The organism is Pseudomonas sp. S5F11 (assembly GCF_019641515.1).
Lineage (GTDB): Bacteria > Pseudomonadota > Gammaproteobacteria > Pseudomonadales > Pseudomonadaceae > Aquipseudomonas > Aquipseudomonas rhodesiae.
Map to the genome: position 1 here is coordinate 5,038,450 of NZ_JAIFJZ010000001.1, position 17,288 is coordinate 5,055,737.

The following is a 17,288-nucleotide window of genomic DNA, read 5'->3' on the forward strand; positions in this document are numbered from 1 at the left end:
CCAGAATGGCGCAAGCAACAGAATTCCTGCGGTTTGCGCCATTTTTTCATCCCCCTTTTCGAGGACCTGAATCATGTTGAAAGGCTACGGGGCCGTTATCCTCGATGGCGCATGGTTGACGCTTCAGCTCGCCTTGTCGTCCATGGCCTTGGCCATTGTTCTGGGTCTGATCGGGGTCGCCCTGCGCCTGTCGCCGGTGCGCTGGCTGGCTTGGCTAGGTGACTTGTACTCCACGGTGATCCGCGGGATCCCCGACCTGGTGTTGATACTGCTGATTTTCTATGGCGGTCAGGACCTGCTCAATCGCGTCGCGCCGCTGCTTGGCTTCGACGACTATATTGACTTGAACCCCTTGGCCGCCGGCATCGGCACCCTGGGTTTCATCTTCGGCGCCTACCTGTCGGAAACCTTCCGCGGCGCCTTCATGGCGATCCCCAAAGGCCAGGCCGAAGCCGGGCTGGCGTATGGCATGAGTTCGTTCCAGGTGTTTTTCCGGGTCATGGTGCCGCAGATGATCCGCCTGGCGATCCCCGGGTTCACCAACAACTGGCTGGTACTGACCAAGGCCACCGCGCTGATCTCGGTGGTGGGCCTGCAAGACATGATGTTCAAGGCCAAGCAGGCGGCCGACGCCACCCGCGAACCTTTTACCTTCTTCCTCGCAGTGGCGGCGATGTACCTGGTGATCACCAGCGTGTCGTTGCTGGCCTTGCGTTACCTTGAAAAGCGCTACTCGGTAGGCGTAAGGGCGGCTGATCTATGATCTTCGACTACAACGTCATCTGGGAGGCCATGCCGCTGTACCTCGGCGGTCTGGCAACCACCCTGAAACTGCTGGCCATCTCGCTGTTCTTCGGCTTGCTCGTGGCGGTGCCCCTGGGTTTGATGCGGGTGTCCAAGCAGCCGTTGGTCAATGGCGTGGCCTGGCTCTATACCTACGTGATCCGTGGCACGCCGATGCTGGTGCAGCTGTTTTTGATCTACTACGGTCTGGCCCAATTCGAAGTGGTGCGCGAAAGCTTTATGTGGCCGCTGCTGTCCAGCGCCACGTTCTGCGCGTGCCTGGCGTTTGCCATCAACACCAGCGCCTACACCGCCGAAATTATTGCCGGCAGCCTCAAGGCCACACCTAACGGTGAGATCGAAGCGGCCAAGGCCATGGGCATGTCGCGCTACAAGCTGTACCGCCGCATCCTGCTGCCGTCGGCCCTGCGCCGCGCGCTGCCGCAGTACAGCAACGAAGTGATCATGATGCTGCAGACCACCAGCCTGGCCTCCATCGTCACCTTGATCGACATCACCGGCGCCGCGCGCACCGTGAACGCGCAGTATTACCTGCCGTTCGAAGCCTACATCACTGCTGGCGCGTTCTACCTGTGCCTGACCTTTATCCTGGTGCGCCTGTTCAAGTTGGCCGAGCGCCGCTGGCTGAGCTACCTGGCTCCACGGAAGCACTGATATGCAACGTATCGATCACCTTTTGCCCTGGGGCCACCTGGGCTGCGAGCGCCAGTTGAGCGTGTTCCGTTTCGGCAGCGGCGAGCGCAAGGCTTATATCCAGGCCAGCCTGCACGCCGATGAACTGCCGGGCATGCGCGCCGCCTGGGAGCTGAAAAAACGCCTGACCGAACTGGAGCAGCAAGGCGCCCTCAACGGCGTGATCGAGCTGGTGCCGGTGGCCAACCCGATGGGCCTGGGCCAGTTGCTGCAAGGCAGCCATCAGGGGCGTTTCGAAGTGGGCAGCGGCAAGAATTTCAACCGCGATTTTGTCGAGTTGAGCGAGCCGGTCGCCGCGCTGCTGCACGGCAAATTGGGCGATGATCCTCACGCCAACATGCGCTTGATCCGCCAGGCAATGGATCAGGCGCTGGACGCACTGCCCGAGCCCAGCAGCCAGTTGCAAGGCATGCAGCGCGTGCTGCTCAAGCATGCGTGCAGCGCCGATATCGTGCTCGACCTGCACTGCGACGCCGAAGCCGCGCTGCACATGTACGCGCTGCCTCAGCACTGGCCGCAGTGGCGCTCACTGTCGGCGCACCTGAATGTCAAAGTCGGCCTGCTCGCAGAAGATTCCGGCGGCAGTTCGTTCGATGAGGCTTGCTCACTGCCGTGGCTGCGCTTGTCGCGGGCGTTCCCCGAGGCGCAGATCCCGCTGGCGTGCCTGGCGACCACCCTGGAGCTGGGCGGGCAGGCCGATACCGGTCGCGCTGAGGCGATCTTCCACGCCGAGGGCATACTCGCGTTCCTCGCCGAGCAAGGCCTGATCAAGGGCCAATGGCCGGCGCCACAGCACGAGCCGTGCGAAGGCGTGCCGTTCGAAGGCACCGAATTGCTGTTCGCGCCCCATGCCGGGGTGATCAGTTACCTGCGCAAAGCCGGGGACTGGGTCGACAAAGGCGAGCCGATTTTTGAAGTGATTGATCCCCTGACCGACCGCGTGAGCATTATCTGCGCGGGGACGTCGGGGGTGTTGTTTGCCGTTGAACGGCTACGTTATGCCCAAGCGGGTTTCTGGCTGGCCAAGGTGGCGGGGCGCGAAGCGCTGCGGCACGGGCGCTTGCTCAACGACTGACCACCTGTTTTTGTGAGAACCGACCGCATGTATAAGCTTGAAGTCCAAGACCTGCATAAACGCTATGGCAGTCATGAAGTGCTCAAAGGCGTATCCCTGGCCGCTGCCGCCGGTGATGTGATCAGCATCATCGGTTCCAGCGGTTCGGGCAAAAGTACCTTTTTGCGCTGCATCAACCTGCTGGAGCAACCCCACGCCGGCAAGATTCTGCTCAATAACGAAGAGCTGAAACTGGTGGCCAACAAGGACGGCGCCATGAAGGCGGCCGACCCCAAACAGCTGCAACGCATGCGTTCGCGCCTGTCCATGGTGTTCCAGCATTTCAACCTGTGGTCGCACATGACCGCGATTGAGAACGTGATGGAAGCCCCGGTGCATGTGCTGGGCGTATCGAAGAAAGAGGCCCGTGAAAAGGCCGAGCACTACCTGGCCAAGGTCGGCGTGGGCCATCGCAAGGATGCGTTCCCCGGCCACATGTCCGGCGGCGAGCAGCAGCGCGTGGCGATTGCCCGTGCCTTGGCGATGGAACCGGAGGTAATGCTGTTCGACGAACCCACCTCGGCGCTCGACCCGGAATTGGTCGGCGAAGTGCTCAAGGTGATGCAGGACCTGGCTCAGGAAGGCCGCACCATGGTGGTGGTGACCCACGAAATGGGCTTTGCCCGTGAAGTGTCCAACCAGTTGGTGTTTTTGCACAAAGGTATCGTCGAAGAGCGCGGCAACCCCCGTGAAGTGCTGGTGAACCCGCAGTCCGAGCGTTTGCAGCAGTTCCTTTCCGGCAGCTTGAAGTAGCCACTCCTTGTGAGCGCTGCTTTATGTGGGAGGGGGCTTGCCCCCGATAGCTGAGTGTCAGTCAGCACATCTGATTCTGATACGCCGCAATCGGGGGGCAAGCCCCCTCCCACATTGGATGTTCATCGTTTTTGAGATTTGTGTTCATTTACGGGCTAGCATTGGCCCACGGCTTCTTTCACTGTTTTTGCTTCGGATAGCCCTCCATGACTGCCCATCGAATTGGTTTCCTGATCTGGCCCAGCACAAAAGCACTCACGCTTGCGCTGGCTGAGGAGGCCTTGCGCGTGGCCCAGCGGGTTCATCCGGAGGTGGTGTACGAACTCTCGTTTTTGCAGGCAGAACCGCCAGTCGACGGTGCCTGGCAACTACCGGGTGAGCCCTGGGCCGGTAAGCTGGAGGGCTTTCAAAAGTTGTTCCTGCTGGCGGACGAGCCACCGGCCGTCATCGCTTCCCAACTCAGCACCGCCCTCAAGCAACTGGTGCGCACCGGCTGCGTGATCGGTGGGCTGTCGGCCGGGGTTTATCCATTGGCCCAGCTCGGCCTGCTCGACGGCTACCGCGCCGCCGTGCATTGGCGCTGGCAGGACGATTTCGCCGAGCGATTCCCCAAGGTCATCGCCACCAGCCATTTGTTCGACTGGGATCGTGACCGCCTGACCGCTTGCGGCGGCATGTCGGTGCTCGATCTGCTGTTGGCGGTGCTGGCCCGTGATCACGGCGCCGAACTGGCCGGTGCGGTGTCGGAAGAGCTGGTGGTCGAGCGTATCCGCGAAGGCGGCGAGCGTCAGCGCATTCCGCTGCAAAACCGCCTGGGCTCCAGCCATCCGAAGCTGACCCAGGCGGTGCTGCTGATGGAAGCCAACATCGAAGAGCCGCTGACCACCGATGAAATCGCCCAGCATGTCTGCGTGTCACGACGACAACTGGAGCGCATCTTCAAGCAATACCTCAATCGCGTTCCCAGCCAGTACTACCTGGAACTGCGCCTGAACAAGGCGCGCCAGATGCTGATGCAAACCAGCAAATCGATCATCCAGATCGGCCTCTCCTGCGGCTTCTCCTCGGGGCCGCACTTCTCCAGCGCCTACCGCAATTTCTTCGGCGCCACCCCACGCGAAGACCGCAACCAGCGCCGCAGCAGCAGCCCGTTCGAGCTGTCCTCGGTGCCGGCCGAACGCGGCTGAAAACTACCTCACGTCTCCATCGGCTCCGGTGTCCCCGGCGGCGGCAGCGGCACGCCATGCTCGTCGAACATCGCCGCTTCCACGCCGAGTTCGTAGCCAGTCTGCTGATAATACTGGCGCAGCAACTCGATGCTCTCGTCCGACAATGGGTTGCCACTCAGGTCGGAGTCGTCGTTAATCGGCAGAGGCATTTCCAGCAGATCGCTGGGCAGGTGCTCGATTAGGTTGTCGCTGGCATCCAGAATGCGCAGTCGCCCAAGGTTGAACACGCCGATTGGCACTTCGGTCAGGCCACAGTTGTGCAGGTAAAGGGTGGTCAGGCGCTGCAGGTTGCGCACATCCGGTGTGATGCCCAGGGTGTTGTCGCTCAAGTCCAGATAAATGAGATTTTCCAGACTGGCCAGTTGGCCCGCGCTCTGTGGGGTCAGGCGGATCATGTTTTCCGTCAGCGTCAGGTTACGCAGCGAATGCAAGGCGAACACCGGCGCGGGGATGTCGCCCAGAACATAGCGTTCGATCACCAGATGCTTGAGATTAGGGAAGCACCGCAACAGGCCGTCGACGCTTTGGCTGGTGCCTTCGCCGATCAATTCAAGCAAGGTGACGTGGCCGAAGTGGGCGCGCAGCGTCGGCAGCGGCCCGAGTAGCTGGCCGTGGAATACCAGTTTGTAAGTGTGATACGGCGGGACGTTGCCCGCTTCATCCGGCTCGACTTCCCGGCGCCAGCAGCTTTCCAGCAGCGCTTTGAAGTGCATGCGCCGCAGTTGTTCTTCGGCGCGGGCACCCACGTCCAGTACCGTATCGAGCAGCGGATCGCGGGTGGGCACATTGAGTGCCCATTCCTGCAACTGGCTGCGCAGCTGTTCGTACTCTTGGCCCAGGCGCGTGATCTGGTGAGCGGCGCCATCGATGTCGCCGGGCAGATCGAAATAGATGCGTGCTTGTTCGGTGTCCGAGATTGCCGGATATAGCGCCCTGATCCGTTGCAGGTCCTCGGCGGGCGGAGTCGCCAGCCAGAACTCTCCGGTGGCCTGGTAGTAGGCTTTGATGCGGCGCAACGCTGGGCGCGACAGCGGGTTGGCGGACAGATCGACCCTGGCCGCTACGTTGACGGGCAGGTTGAAGGCTTGATCCGGCAGGTTCTCCAGGGCGTTGTGGCTCAGGTCCAGATAGGTGCGGGGCGGCAGCGACAGCAGGTCGGCGGGAATCTCGGTCAGGCCGGTATTGCTCAGTGACAGTCGGCTGAGCCGCGTCAGACGGCGCGTATCGGGAATATGTTCGAGGGGGTTGTCGCTCAAATCCAGCTGTTCCAGGTTGACCATCCCCGACAGTGCATTGGCGGCCAATGGGGTCAGGCGCAGCCGCGTGCGGTTCAGGCTCAATTGGGTGAGCTGGCGCAGGTTGGTGATGCTCAAGGGCAGCGCGTCCAGGGAGTATTGCCGCATGGTCAACCGTTTCAACGCGGGGAAGGCTTGCAGGAACGCTCCCAGGCGCAGCTCGGCACCGGCACCGTGCAGGCTGAGCGCTGTGACGTGGTCGAAGGTGGTATGCAGGCTTGGCAGTGTGCCGCTGACCGGTTTGCGCAGGGTCAGTTCATAGCCGGTGGTAAGGCCCTGGTGCTGCGCATCGAGGGGGATTTCGCGCCGCCAGGCCGCCTCCACGTCCTGCAGAAACAGGTTGCGGTAGGTGCGCTCGGCCGTGGACAGCAGGGGCGCGTCGGCCCAGTCCTGCATGTCGCCACGGATGCCCAGGTACTCAAGTTCGAGACGGGTCAGGGTGATCCTGCCGGCCTCCAGATTGCCAGGCAGGGCAAAAATGAAGCGATTGATTTCGTCGCTGCTGAAAGTGGGGTACAGCTGTTGGGCCTGGGCCACATCCGCCGGATCGGCGCTGATGCCCCAGTGCCGGGCGGTGCGTTGGAAATGCGCCTTGACCCGCTCCAGCGACGCGCGCGACAGCGGGTTTTCGGACAGGTCGAGCTTGTCGCTGATGCGCGCGGGCGCATCGAACAGCTCGGCGGGCAGTGTCTGGATACGGTTGTGCGACAGCAGCGCCAGGGTCAGGTCCTGGCGAGTCAACAAGCCCGCAGGCAGCTCGGTGATGCCGGTGTGGTTGAGGTCAAGGTACTTCAGGTTCGGCATGTGCTCGACCGTGGGGGTGCGGCCCAGCGGGTTGTTGTACAGGTCCAGCGTGACCAGGCGGCTCAGAGCGCTGAGGCGGCCATAGGCTTCCTGGTTCAGACGCAATTGGCAGTCGCTGAGGATCAGCTCGTTGAGGTTGGGCATCGCGGCGATGGTTTCCGGAAGCCCCTCAAGCGCCAGGTGGCGAAGGGTCAGGTTGCGCAGCCGGGGAAACAGTTGCAGGAACGTATTGATCTGTAACGGCTGGCCGTCGCCGACCACTTCCAGGCGCGAGATGTGTTCCATGCGCGCCGACAGGCGCGGCAGTTCACCGATGATCGGCGCGGTCAGTTTGAGTACATGGCCGTTGCGCGACATGGCTTCGTAGTACTGATCCACCTCGGTTTCCTGGCGCCATGCGCGCCGGATTTCTGTGGCCCACAGCTCACGGTTGCGCCGCGCGTAGTCATACTCGGCTTCACTCATTGGGGCTTCGCTGACCGCGCGAAAACGTGGGGTGCTGGACACCCACAGCGACAGGCCGACATCCAGCCTCATGTATTCGTTTTTCAGCGTCACCAGGGTGGCCAACGCTCCGCCGGGTCGGTTCTCCAGGGTCTGTACCAGATCGCGTACCTGTTCGGCGGACAGCGTCGGCAGTAAGTCGTGGGCGCGTTGTTCGAGGGTCAACTCCTGGCTGGAGCCGGGTTGCGGCGCATCGGCGGGCCGATAGCCGTCCATGCCGCCACGCAGGCGCATAAAGGCTGGGTTGTAGGGTGGCTTGATCAGCGGATCTGCGTGCAACAGTCGGCGCAAGGGTTCGCGCCCGAGTGCGTGGGCGGCAATCGCCTGCTTGAGCCGTTCGCCTTGACCGATATGGATGTTCAGCGCGTCGCGGCGGGCGTCCGGCAGGGCCTGGAGGAGGGCGGTGTAAAAGTCGCTGCTGCCAAAGAGCGCGTTCTGCTGATCATAGGGAACGTAGTCGCCGTCCACGGTGTGCACCAGGACGCGGCGCACTTCGGCATCTTCGGGACCGATGGCGTCAAGCAGCGTGCCGTTGACCTGGTAGCGGCGAACTTCCAGGCGCGTACTGGCCTGCCATCCCGGCAGGTTTTCCAGGGAGTGCAGGGCCAGCCTGGGGGTGTCTGGGCTGTCGCTGGCTTCCAGGTACAGGCCTTCGTAGGCGCGGGTGGTCCTGACTTGCAGTTGCGCCCAGTCGGCCAGTTCTTTCAAGCGGGCGGGCACGGTGGCCCGGTCCAGTGCGCGCAGCTCGTCGCCGTCGGCACCGGCGAGGATTTCTTCGGCGACGCTGGTGGGCAAGCCGGGGTTCGGTGCGGCGTCGATGATGCGCTGCACGCGGGCATTGCGCGCGGTTTCCAGGCCGCGATAGTGGGCGTCGAACAGCGCAAAGCGCTTATCCCAGGCCAGCCGCGCGAGGCGTTTGCGCCAGACGTTCGCGCGGGTTTGCGCCGAAGACGGCGGCGTGCCGAATGGCTCCTCCAGCAGGCTTTTGCGCTCAGATTCGTCCAGGCTTTCGATCAGTACCCGCAGCAGGTCACCGTTCTCCAGTTGCGCCTGATGCACCTGCACCACGCTGGCCTCACCGTTGCGAGCAAACTCCCACAGGGTGTTGCCCCGAGGATCGAGGAATCGCAGGGTTCGGGTTTGCGGCCACGGTTCGTAGGTGACCACCAACTGCAGTTGGATACGCGGATCGGCCTGTCGATAGACCGCCGGGTCGTCGCTGTTCATCTGGGTGACGAAGTCTTGCAGGCGCTGGTCGAGGGTGAAGCGCTTGAGGCTGTCGGCCAGCAGCGGCGGCGGGGGTTGCTGGTTGATGTGCATGTGGCGCAGCAGGTTGTCGTGGGTGGCGCTGATGTCCTGGGCCTGTTGCAGGCGCGTATCGCTGAGGTTGTCGACCTGATGACCCAAGCGCCTGAGCAGGGTGGGCGTGTCCCAACTCAGCGGGCGTTCCAGCTCGGTGAGCCAGGCGCCGTGGCCATTGGTCATGACGCTGGGGCGATAGGCGTCGGCGCGCGTGGGATGCTCAAGGGTATGGCGCCCGGATGTCGCGTCTGTGCGCAACTGGTAGTACCCATCGCCAAGGCGCAGCACGGGCTTGCCGTGGTGCCAAAGGATGCCTTGTGCGTCCGGGCGCAGGTCCTTGGGAATGCTCAGGTCATGGCGATAGGGCGCCAGGTCGGGCTTCCACAAGCGGGTATCGCCGCTGGGCCTGGTGACCGGACTGAGCGCGTCGATAAAGCCCAACACATTGGCCGGCAGGGACGCGCGCAGCAGGTCGGCTGCAATGGGCAGGCCGACGCCGAACATCCCCAGTTGCACCAGTTGCTCGGAAAACGACAACGCGTGGCCAAGCGCCTCGCGCCTTTGGCCTTCGGCCCAGTCGACAATTCCCTCAAACGCGTCGTCGAGTAGTTGATAGGCGCTGTAGCCCAGTACCAACGCTCCCAGCGGCGGCACGAACGGCGTGGCGATAAACGCGAGGATTTGCAGCAACGTGCTGCCGATCTTTTGCAGCACCGCCCAGCGTTCCCAGCGCGCTTGCTGATCGACACTGGCCGTGGACACCGCTTGGGTGCGCGCATCATTGAGCAGTTTATTGAGCTTGACCTGATACAGGTGCTCAAACAGATCGCCGGCGATGGGCATCGGACGAAACTGCAGGTTCGGCCGGGCCACTGCGGTTTCGCGCCAACTGGCCGCCGATTCGCCAGGGATGTGCGCATGCCAGGTGACCTGGGTAAGGCGTTGGTTGAGGTCGGCAAAGAACGTACCGAGGTCCTCGTGAGCGACAAAGCGGCTGAAAAAGCGCTGGTAATCCGGATCGCGCAATTGCTCGCACAGCGCGCGCATAAACGCCTGGCCGCTGGGGTAGTGCTTGATCGGGTGCTGCGGGTCATCCGGGATCCAGGCGATCACCGGCACTACGCTGCGGCTGGTCGCCAGATCGTCGGCGAACAGCACGATGCCGGCCAGTCGGGTGGACAGGATACTCAGCTCATACCGCAACAGAGGCTGGCAACCGTTAGCGCTGTGGGCTTGGCCATTGAGCAGGCCGATAACGCTGTCATAGCCACTCTGCGGCAGGTCTTGCTTGAGCAGGGCCATGTACAGCGCACGTTTCAGGGCGCTCATGTGGCTGTGTTGGAGACGTTGCCGCAGGCGGGCCTGGGCCACGGCGTTATCCAGGTCAAGGTAGTCGCGCAGGTAGCGCTGATACGCCGCGCCGATGTCGAGCTGGCGGCACAGCGCCGTGAATTGCGCGACTGTGATCTGCGCGGCTACCCCAGGCAGCGCTTCAAAGTGTCCGGCGGCCGTGGGTCGGGTGCTGAAGGTGGAGGCGCTGTCATAGGCATCGACTGCGGTTTCGCTGGCTTCAAAGTTGTGCAGCGCCGCCTCGATCAATGACACCGACCAGGTGCGCGCGGCGCCGGGTTTGACGGTGAAACCGGCGATTTTCAGCGGGATATAAAGCTGCAGCCAGGTGCTCCTCACGTCGATGCTCACGCCGTATTGCGCCTTGAGCGCCGCTTGCAGGCGCTCGGCGCCAAAGGCCTGGGGGCTTTTGAGCTGCGCCATGGCAGTGTCCACCGAGTTCTGGGCAATCCAGGCCTGATCATTGAGGCGCTTGAGCGTTCGATGCTGCGCCGCGCTGGCATTTTTGTACCAGTCGGCGACGATCGATTCGGGCTGGGCCAGGTCGCTGCGTCTGTCGGGTGTGATGTCGGCCAGCCATGGGGGCAGGGCGTTTTTCAGGATGTCGTAGTGGGGAACGGAGGAGGTGGGGAGTTCAGTCACAAGGGCTCCAGGGCAAGGTCAAGAAGCCCTCAGCAAACCAGTTCGCGTCGTGCAGCCTGTGGTAGCCGGTTAGGGCTGCGCGAAATTTGCCGATGGGCCGTGATCGAACCTGCCCACGGAGCGGGCGCACGGTTTAAACTGCGCCATTGCGACGCTATATGTCGCATTGCCGTAAACCCGCGTAAAACCGGGGTTGGCGCTATAAGAAGTTGTCGCTTGGCGGCAAGGTCGCGCTGAAAACTGTCCTTACAATCCCTGCATCGCCCGCCAGTTCCAGGCAGGCGTTCCTCTTCAGGAGACTCCGATGTCCGTTGAGCAAGCCCCGGTGCAACGTGCCGATTTCGACCAGGTCATGGTTCCCAACTACGCACCTGCCGCGTTCATCCCTGTGCGTGGCAAAGGTTCCCGCGTCTGGGACCAGGCCGGTCGCGAGCTGATCGACTTTGCCGGCGGCATCGCGGTCAACGTTTTGGGCCATGCCCACCCGGCGCTGGTCGGCGCGTTGACCGAGCAGGCCAACAAGCTGTGGCATGTCTCCAACGTATTCACCAACGAGCCGGCGCTGCGCCTGGCCCATAAGCTGATCGACGCCACCTTTGCCGAGCGCGTGTTCTTCTGCAACTCCGGCGCCGAGGCCAACGAGGCCGCGTTCAAGCTTGCGCGCCGCGTGGCGTTCGACCGCTTCGGCAGCGAGAAGTACGAGATCATCGCGGCGCTCAACAGCTTCCATGGCCGTACCCTGTTCACCGTCAACGTCGGTGGCCAATCCAAGTACTCCGATGGTTTCGGGCCTAAAATCACCGGCATTACCCACGTTCCTTATAACGACCTGGCTGCACTGAAAGCCGCCGTTTCGGACAAGACCTGCGCCGTGGTGCTGGAGCCGATCCAGGGCGAAGGCGGTGTGCTGCCGGCCGAGCTGGCCTACCTGCAAGGCGCCCGCGAGCTGTGCGATGCACACGATGCGTTGCTGGTGTTCGACGAAGTGCAGACCGGCATGGGCCGTAGCGGCCATCTGTTCGCCTACCAACATTACGGCGTGACCCCGGACATCCTCACCAGTGCCAAGAGTCTGGGCGGCGGTTTCCCGATCGCGGCGATGCTTACCACTGAAGCGCTGGCCAAGCACCTGGTGGTCGGCACCCACGGCACCACTTACGGCGGCAACCCGCTGGCATGTGCAGTGGCCGAAGCGGTGATCGACGTGATCAACACCCCTGAAGTGCTGGCGGGCGTAACGGCCAAGCACGCACTGTTCAAGGCGCGCCTGGAGCAGATCGGCAAGCAGTACGGCATCTTCACCGAAGTACGCGGCATGGGCCTGCTGATCGGTTGCGTATTGAGCGATGCATTCAAGGGCAAGGCCAAGGACGTGTTCAACGCAGCCGAAAAAGAAAACCTGATGATCCTGCAAGCCGGCCCCGACGTGGTGCGTTTCGCCCCGAGCCTGGTGGTGGACGAAGCAGATATCAACGAAGGCCTGGATCGTTTCGAGCGTGCGGTTAAAACGCTGACCCAAGCCTGATACACATCTGTCTGTCGGACCGGATCAAGTGTGGGGGGGGGCTTGCCCCCGATGGCGGTGTATCAGTCATAGATGTATCAACTGACAGACTGCTATCGGGGGCAAGCCCCCTCCCACACTGGAATATGCCCACTTGAGAATATGTGGTGTTCCTGACCTGTTCGGTATTTTTTTCTGTGAGTTCTAGAGTTAAGGAGTGACACCATGCTGGTGATGCGCCCCGCGCAAATGGCTGACCTGGGCGAGGTACAGCGTCTGGCTGCGGACAGCCCGATTGGTGTCACCTCCTTGCCGGACGATGTGGAACGCTTGAGCGACAAGATCGCCGCCAGCGAAGCCTCCTTCGCGGCCGAGGTGAGTTTCAACGGTGAAGAAAGCTATTTCTTCGTGCTTGAAGACACCGAGACCGGCAAGCTCGTCGGGTGTTCGGCTATCGTCGCCTCGGCCGGCTATTCCGAGCCGTTTTATAGTTTTCGCAACGAGACCTTCGTGCACGCCTCCCGCGAGCTGAAGATCCACAACAAGATCCATGTGCTTTCCCAGTGCCACGACCTGACCGGTAATAGCCTGCTCACCAGTTTCTACGTGGTGCCGGAGCTGGTCGGCTCGCCGTGGTCGGAACTCAATTCCCGCGGGCGCCTGCTATTCGTCGCCAGCCACCCGGAGCGCTTTGCCGATTCGGTGGTGACCGAGATCGTCGGCTACAGCGACGAGAACGGTGACTCGCCGTTCTGGGACGCCATCGGGCGCAACTTCTTCGACCTCAATTACGCCGCCGCCGAGCGTCTGTGCGGGCTCAAAAGCCGCACCTTCCTCGCCGAGCTGATGCCCCATTACCCGATCTACGTGCCGCTATTGCCGGACGAAGCCCAGGAAGCCATGGGCCAGGTGCACCCGCGTGCGCAGATCACCTTCGACATCCTGATGCGCGAAGGCTTCGAGACCGACCATTACATCGACATCTTCGACGGCGGCCCGACGCTGCACGCGCGGGTCTCGGGCATCCGCTCGATTGCCCAGAGCCGCGTGGTGCCGGTGAAGATCGGTGAGATGGTCAAGGGGGCGGGCCGCCAGTATCTGGTGAGCAATGCGCAGTTGCAGGATTACCGCGCGGTGATGCTGGAGCTGGACTACGCGCCCGGCAAACCGGTGACCCTGGACCTGGCCGCGGCCGAAGCCCTGGGTGTGGGCGAGGGCGCCAGCGTGCGTCTGGTCGCGGTTTAAAAGCAGAGTTTCGCGGGTGGCCCACGGCGGCCCGTTTGAGGAGATAGCATGATCGTTCGTCCCGTACGCAGCAGCGATTTACCGGCCCTGATTGATCTGGCGCGCAGCACCGGCACCGGCCTGACCACCTTGCCGGCCAACGAAGAGCGCTTGACCCACCGGGTGGGCTGGGCGGAAAAAACCTTTCGCGGCGAGGCCGGTCGCGGCGACGCCGACTACCTGTTCGTGCTGGAAAACGACGAAGGCCGCGTGGTGGGCATTTCTGCGATTGCCGGTGCCGTGGGCTTGCGCGAGCCCTGGTACAACTTTCGGGTGGGCCTGACCGTCAGCGCGTCCCAGGAGTTGAACATCTATCGCGAGATTCCGACGCTGTTCCTGGCCAACGACCTCACCGGCAACTCCGAGTTGTGCTCGCTGTTCCTGCACGCCGATTACCGCAACGGCCTCAACGGCCGCATGCTGGCCAAGGCGCGCCTGCTATTTATCGCGGAGTACCCGCAATTGTTCGGCAACAAGATCATTGCCGAGATGCGCGGCGTGTCCAACGAGGCCGGGCGCTCACCGTTCTGGGAAAGCCTGGGTCGACATTTCTTCAAGATGGAATTCAGCCAGGCCGACTACCTCACCGGCGTGGGCAACAAGGCATTTATCGCCGAGTTGATGCCGAAGTTTCCGCTGTATAGCTGCTTTTTGTCCGAGGACGCGCGCAATGTGATCGGCAAGGTCCATCCGGACACCGAGCCGGCGTTGAGCATGCTCAAAAGCGAAGGGTTCAGTTACCAGGGCTATGTCGATATTTTCGACGCCGGCCCGGCGGTGGAGTGCGAGACCACCAAGATTCGCGCGGTGCGTGACAGCCAGTCACTGGTGTTGGCCATCGGCACACCGGGGGACGACGCCACGCCGTTCCTGATCCATAACCGCAAACGCGAAGATTGCCGCATCACCGCCGCGCCCGCACGCCTGGCCGCCGGCACGCTGGTGGTCGACCCGTTGACCGCCAAACGCCTGCAATTGGTGGTCGGCGATCAAGTGCGTGCCGTACCGTTGTCCGCTGCTCGGGAGTCGAAATAATGAATTCGCTGTATATCGCAGGTAGCTGGCTGGCTGGCCAGGGTGAGCTGTTCGAATCACGCAACCCGGTGACCCAGCAAGTGCTGTGGGCCGGCAACGGTGCCACCGCCGAGCAAGTCGAGTCCGCCGTGCAGGCCGCACGCCAGGCGTTCCCGGCTTGGGCCCGGCGTACCCTGGAAGAACGCATCGCGGTGCTGGAAGCCTTTGCTGCCACCCTCAAGCGCCGCGCCGATGAAATCGCCCGCTGCATCGGCGAGGAAACCGGCAAGCCGTTGTGGGAAGCGGCGACAGAAGTCACCAGCATGGCCAACAAGATCGCCATCTCGGTGCAAAGCTACCGCGAACGCACCGGCGAGAAGAGCGGCCCGCTGGGCGACGCCACCGCTGTGCTGCGCCACAAGCCGCACGGCGTGGTGGCGGTATTCGGCCCGTATAACTTCCCCGGTCACTTGCCTAACGGGCATATCGTGCCGGCGTTGCTGGCGGGTAACACCGTGCTGTTCAAACCCAGCGAGCTGACGCCGAAAGTCGCCGAGCTGACCGTGCAATGCTGGATCGAAGCCGGGTTGCCGGCGGGCGTGTTGAACCTGCTGCAAGGCGCGCGGGAAACCGGAATCGCCTTGGCGGCCAATCCAGGCATCGACGGCTTGTTTTTCACCGGCTCCAGCCGCACCGGCAACCATCTGCACCAGCAGTTCTCCGGGCGCCCGGACAAAATCCTGGCCCTGGAGATGGGCGGCAACAACCCGCTGGTGGTGGATGAAGTGGCCGACGTGGACGCGGCGGTGTACACCATCATCCAATCGGCGTTTATTTCGGCCGGCCAGCGCTGCACCTGCGCCCGTCGCCTGTTGGTGCCGCAAGGCGCCTGGGGCGATGCGTTGCTGGCGCGGTTGGTGGCAGTGAGTTCGACCATTGAAGTCGGCGCGTTCGATCAGCAACCGGCGCCGTTCATGGGCTCGGTGATTTCCCTCGCCGCTGCCAAAGCCTTGATGGACGCCCAGGAGTTGATGCTGGCCAACGGTGCCGTGGCGCTGCTGGAAATGACCCAGCCCCAGGACCAGGCCGCCTTGCTGACTCCGGGCATCATCGACGTGACCGGCGTGGCCGAGCGCGAAGACGAAGAACTGTTTGGCCCGCTGCTGCAAGTGATCCGCTACAGCGATTTCGAAGCGGCGATAGTCGAGGCCAACAACACTCAGTTCGGCCTGGCCGCTGGCTTGTTGTCCGATTCCGAAGCGCGCTACCAGCAGTTCTGGCTGGAAAGCCGCGCCGGGATCGTCAACTGGAACAAACAGCTGACCGGCGCCGCCAGCACCGCGCCTTTTGGTGGGGTAGGGGCCTCGGGCAATCATCGCGCCAGTGCGTATTACGCGGCGGATTATTGCGCCTACCCGGTGGCATCGCTTGAGACCCCAAGCCTGGTGGTTCCGGCCACGCTAACCCCCGGCATTACGCTGATCTAAATGTGGGAGGGGCGTGCTCCCGATGGCGGTGTGTCAGGCACCTGATTTATCAACTGACCAACTGCTATCGCAGGCAAGCCTCCTGCCACACTGGATTTGCGGTGTGTTGAAGACTTTTGATGCCTATAAAAACAGATGTTCGTGGAGCCTCGCCGATGAAATCCTATGAAGTCAATTTTGACGGTCTAGTGGGGCCGACCCATAACTACGGCGGTTTGTCCTACGGCAACGTCGCGTCCCAGAGCAACAGCCAGCAGTCTTCGAACCCGAAGGAAGCGGCGTTGCAGGGCCTGCAAAAAATGAAGGCCCTGATGGATATGGGCTTCGTGCAGGGCGTGCTGGCTCCCCAGGAACGTCCCGACGTGGCCGCATTGCGTAACCTCGGTTTCAGCGGCAGCGATGCCCAGGTGATCCAGCAGGCGGCCCAGCAAGCCATGCCGTTGCTGGTCGCCAGTTGCTCGGCGTCGAGTATGTGGGTGGCCAACGCCGCCACCGTCAGCCCCAGCGCCGACACCGCGGATGGCCGTGTGCATTTCACCGCCGCCAACCTCAACTGCAAATACCACCGCAGCATCGAGCACCCGACCACCAGCCGCGTGCTGGGCGCCATGTTTGCCGATCCGCAGCACTTCGCCCACCACGCCGCGTTGCCGGCGGTGGCGCAGTTCGGTGACGAAGGCGCGGCCAACCACACGCGTTTTTGCCGCGAATACGGCGAGGCGGGCGTGGAGTTTTTTGTGTTCGGCCGCAGTGCATTCGACACCCGCTACCCGGCACCGCAGAAGTACCCGGCGCGCCAGACCCTCGAAGCGTCACAGGCTGTCGCCCGCCTGCACGGCCTGAAGGACGACGGCGTGGTCTACGGCCAGCAGAACCCGGCGGTGATCGACGCGGGTGTGTTCCACAACGACGTGATCGCGGTGGGCAACGGCGAGGTGCTGTTCTATCACGAGGATGCGTTCCTCAATACCGAACAGATGCTCGGCGAACTGCAAGCCAAGCTGGGCAAGTTGGGCGGCAATTTCCAGTCGGTGTGTGTACCGCGCGCCCTGGTCAGCGTCGAGGACGCGGTGCGTTCCTACCTGTTCAACAGCCAGTTGCTGACCCGCGCCGACGGCTCGATGCTGCTGATAGTGCCGGAAGAGTGCCGCGCCAACGAACGTGTCTGGCACTACTTGCAGGGCCTGACGGCCTCCGGTGGGTTGATCCGCGAAGTGAAAGTCTTCGACCTCAAGCAAAGCATGCAGAATGGCGGTGGCCCGGCGTGCCTGCGTCTGCGCGTGGCGTTGAACGAAACTGAACTGGCGGCGGTGAATCCAGGCGTTATCATGACCGCGCCGTTGTACGACACGCTGACCCAATGGGTCCACAAGCACTACCGCGACAGCCTGCGCGAATCCGACCTGGCTGATCCGCAATTGCTGCTTGAGTGCCGGACGGCACTGGATGAACTGACGCAAATCCTTAAACTGGGCGCGGTTTATCCTTTCCAGATCAATTAACGCCGCA

The 17,288-nt window shown here is 62.7% G+C and carries 11 protein-coding genes; 10 read left to right on the plus strand and 1 reads right to left on the minus strand.

Features of this window, described 5'->3' with window-relative positions; translation table 11 throughout:
• Positions 1 to 73: 73 nt before the first annotated feature.
• The 5 genes from K1567_RS22805 (at position 74) to argR (ending at position 4,551) form a co-directional block, all read left to right on the plus strand.
• A complete protein-coding gene (locus K1567_RS22805) occupies positions 74 to 763 on the plus strand; it encodes an ABC transporter permease (RefSeq protein ID WP_003193627.1) in 690 nt (229 codons plus the stop codon).
• Complete coding sequence (locus tag K1567_RS22810) at positions 760 to 1,458, plus strand: ABC transporter permease (protein ID WP_034099949.1); 699 nt, start codon at positions 760 to 762, stop codon at positions 1,456 to 1,458. Before K1567_RS22805 ends, K1567_RS22810 begins: the two co-directional genes overlap by 4 nt.
• A gap of 1 nt (position 1,459) precedes the next feature.
• Entirely contained in the window at positions 1,460 to 2,572 is a 1,113-nt protein-coding gene (locus tag K1567_RS22815) for a succinylglutamate desuccinylase/aspartoacylase family protein (RefSeq protein WP_220698874.1), read from the plus strand.
• A gap of 27 nt (positions 2,573 to 2,599) precedes the next feature.
• Complete coding sequence (locus tag K1567_RS22820; protein WP_010208310.1) at positions 2,600 to 3,364, plus strand: ABC transporter ATP-binding protein; 765 nt, start codon at positions 2,600 to 2,602, stop codon at positions 3,362 to 3,364.
• 206 nt (positions 3,365 to 3,570) lie between these two features.
• On the plus strand, positions 3,571 to 4,551 hold the full coding sequence (gene argR, locus K1567_RS22825) for a transcriptional regulator ArgR (RefSeq protein ID WP_034099944.1): 981 nt from the start codon (positions 3,571 to 3,573) through the stop codon (positions 4,549 to 4,551).
• Positions 4,552 to 4,559: 8 nt separating this feature from the next.
• Here the strand turns inward: argR and K1567_RS22830 are convergent, their stop codons facing one another.
• A complete protein-coding gene (locus K1567_RS22830; protein WP_220698875.1) occupies positions 4,560 to 10,490 on the minus strand; it encodes a dermonecrotic toxin domain-containing protein in 5,931 nt (1,976 codons plus the stop codon).
• A 304-nt stretch (positions 10,491 to 10,794) separates the two neighbouring features.
• Between K1567_RS22830 and K1567_RS22835 the strand changes: the two genes are divergently transcribed.
• The 5 genes from K1567_RS22835 to astB all read left to right on the plus strand — a co-directional run bounded on the left by K1567_RS22835 (position 10,795) and on the right by astB (position 17,281).
• Entirely contained in the window at positions 10,795 to 12,015 is a 1,221-nt protein-coding gene (locus tag K1567_RS22835) for an aspartate aminotransferase family protein (RefSeq protein WP_034099940.1), read from the plus strand.
• 204 nt (positions 12,016 to 12,219) lie between these two features.
• On the plus strand, positions 12,220 to 13,239 hold the full coding sequence (gene aruF, locus K1567_RS22840; RefSeq protein ID WP_034099938.1) for an arginine/ornithine succinyltransferase subunit alpha: 1,020 nt from the start codon (positions 12,220 to 12,222) through the stop codon (positions 13,237 to 13,239).
• 48 nt (positions 13,240 to 13,287) lie between these two features.
• Complete coding sequence (astA, locus tag K1567_RS22845) at positions 13,288 to 14,313, plus strand: arginine N-succinyltransferase (RefSeq protein ID WP_034099936.1); 1,026 nt, start codon at positions 13,288 to 13,290, stop codon at positions 14,311 to 14,313.
• Positions 14,310 to 15,779 (plus strand): succinylglutamate-semialdehyde dehydrogenase, encoded by a 1,470-nt coding sequence (astD, locus tag K1567_RS22850; protein ID WP_220699057.1) that lies wholly within the window; start codon positions 14,310 to 14,312, stop codon positions 15,777 to 15,779. The genes astA and astD overlap by 4 nt, the downstream gene beginning before the upstream one ends.
• Before the next feature lie 155 nt (positions 15,780 to 15,934).
• Positions 15,935 to 17,281 carry an N-succinylarginine dihydrolase gene (astB, locus tag K1567_RS22855; protein ID WP_034099933.1) on the plus strand — a complete coding sequence of 449 codons (1,347 nt, stop codon included), beginning with the start codon at positions 15,935 to 15,937 and terminating at the stop codon, positions 17,279 to 17,281.
• Positions 17,282 to 17,288 lie beyond the last annotated feature (7 nt).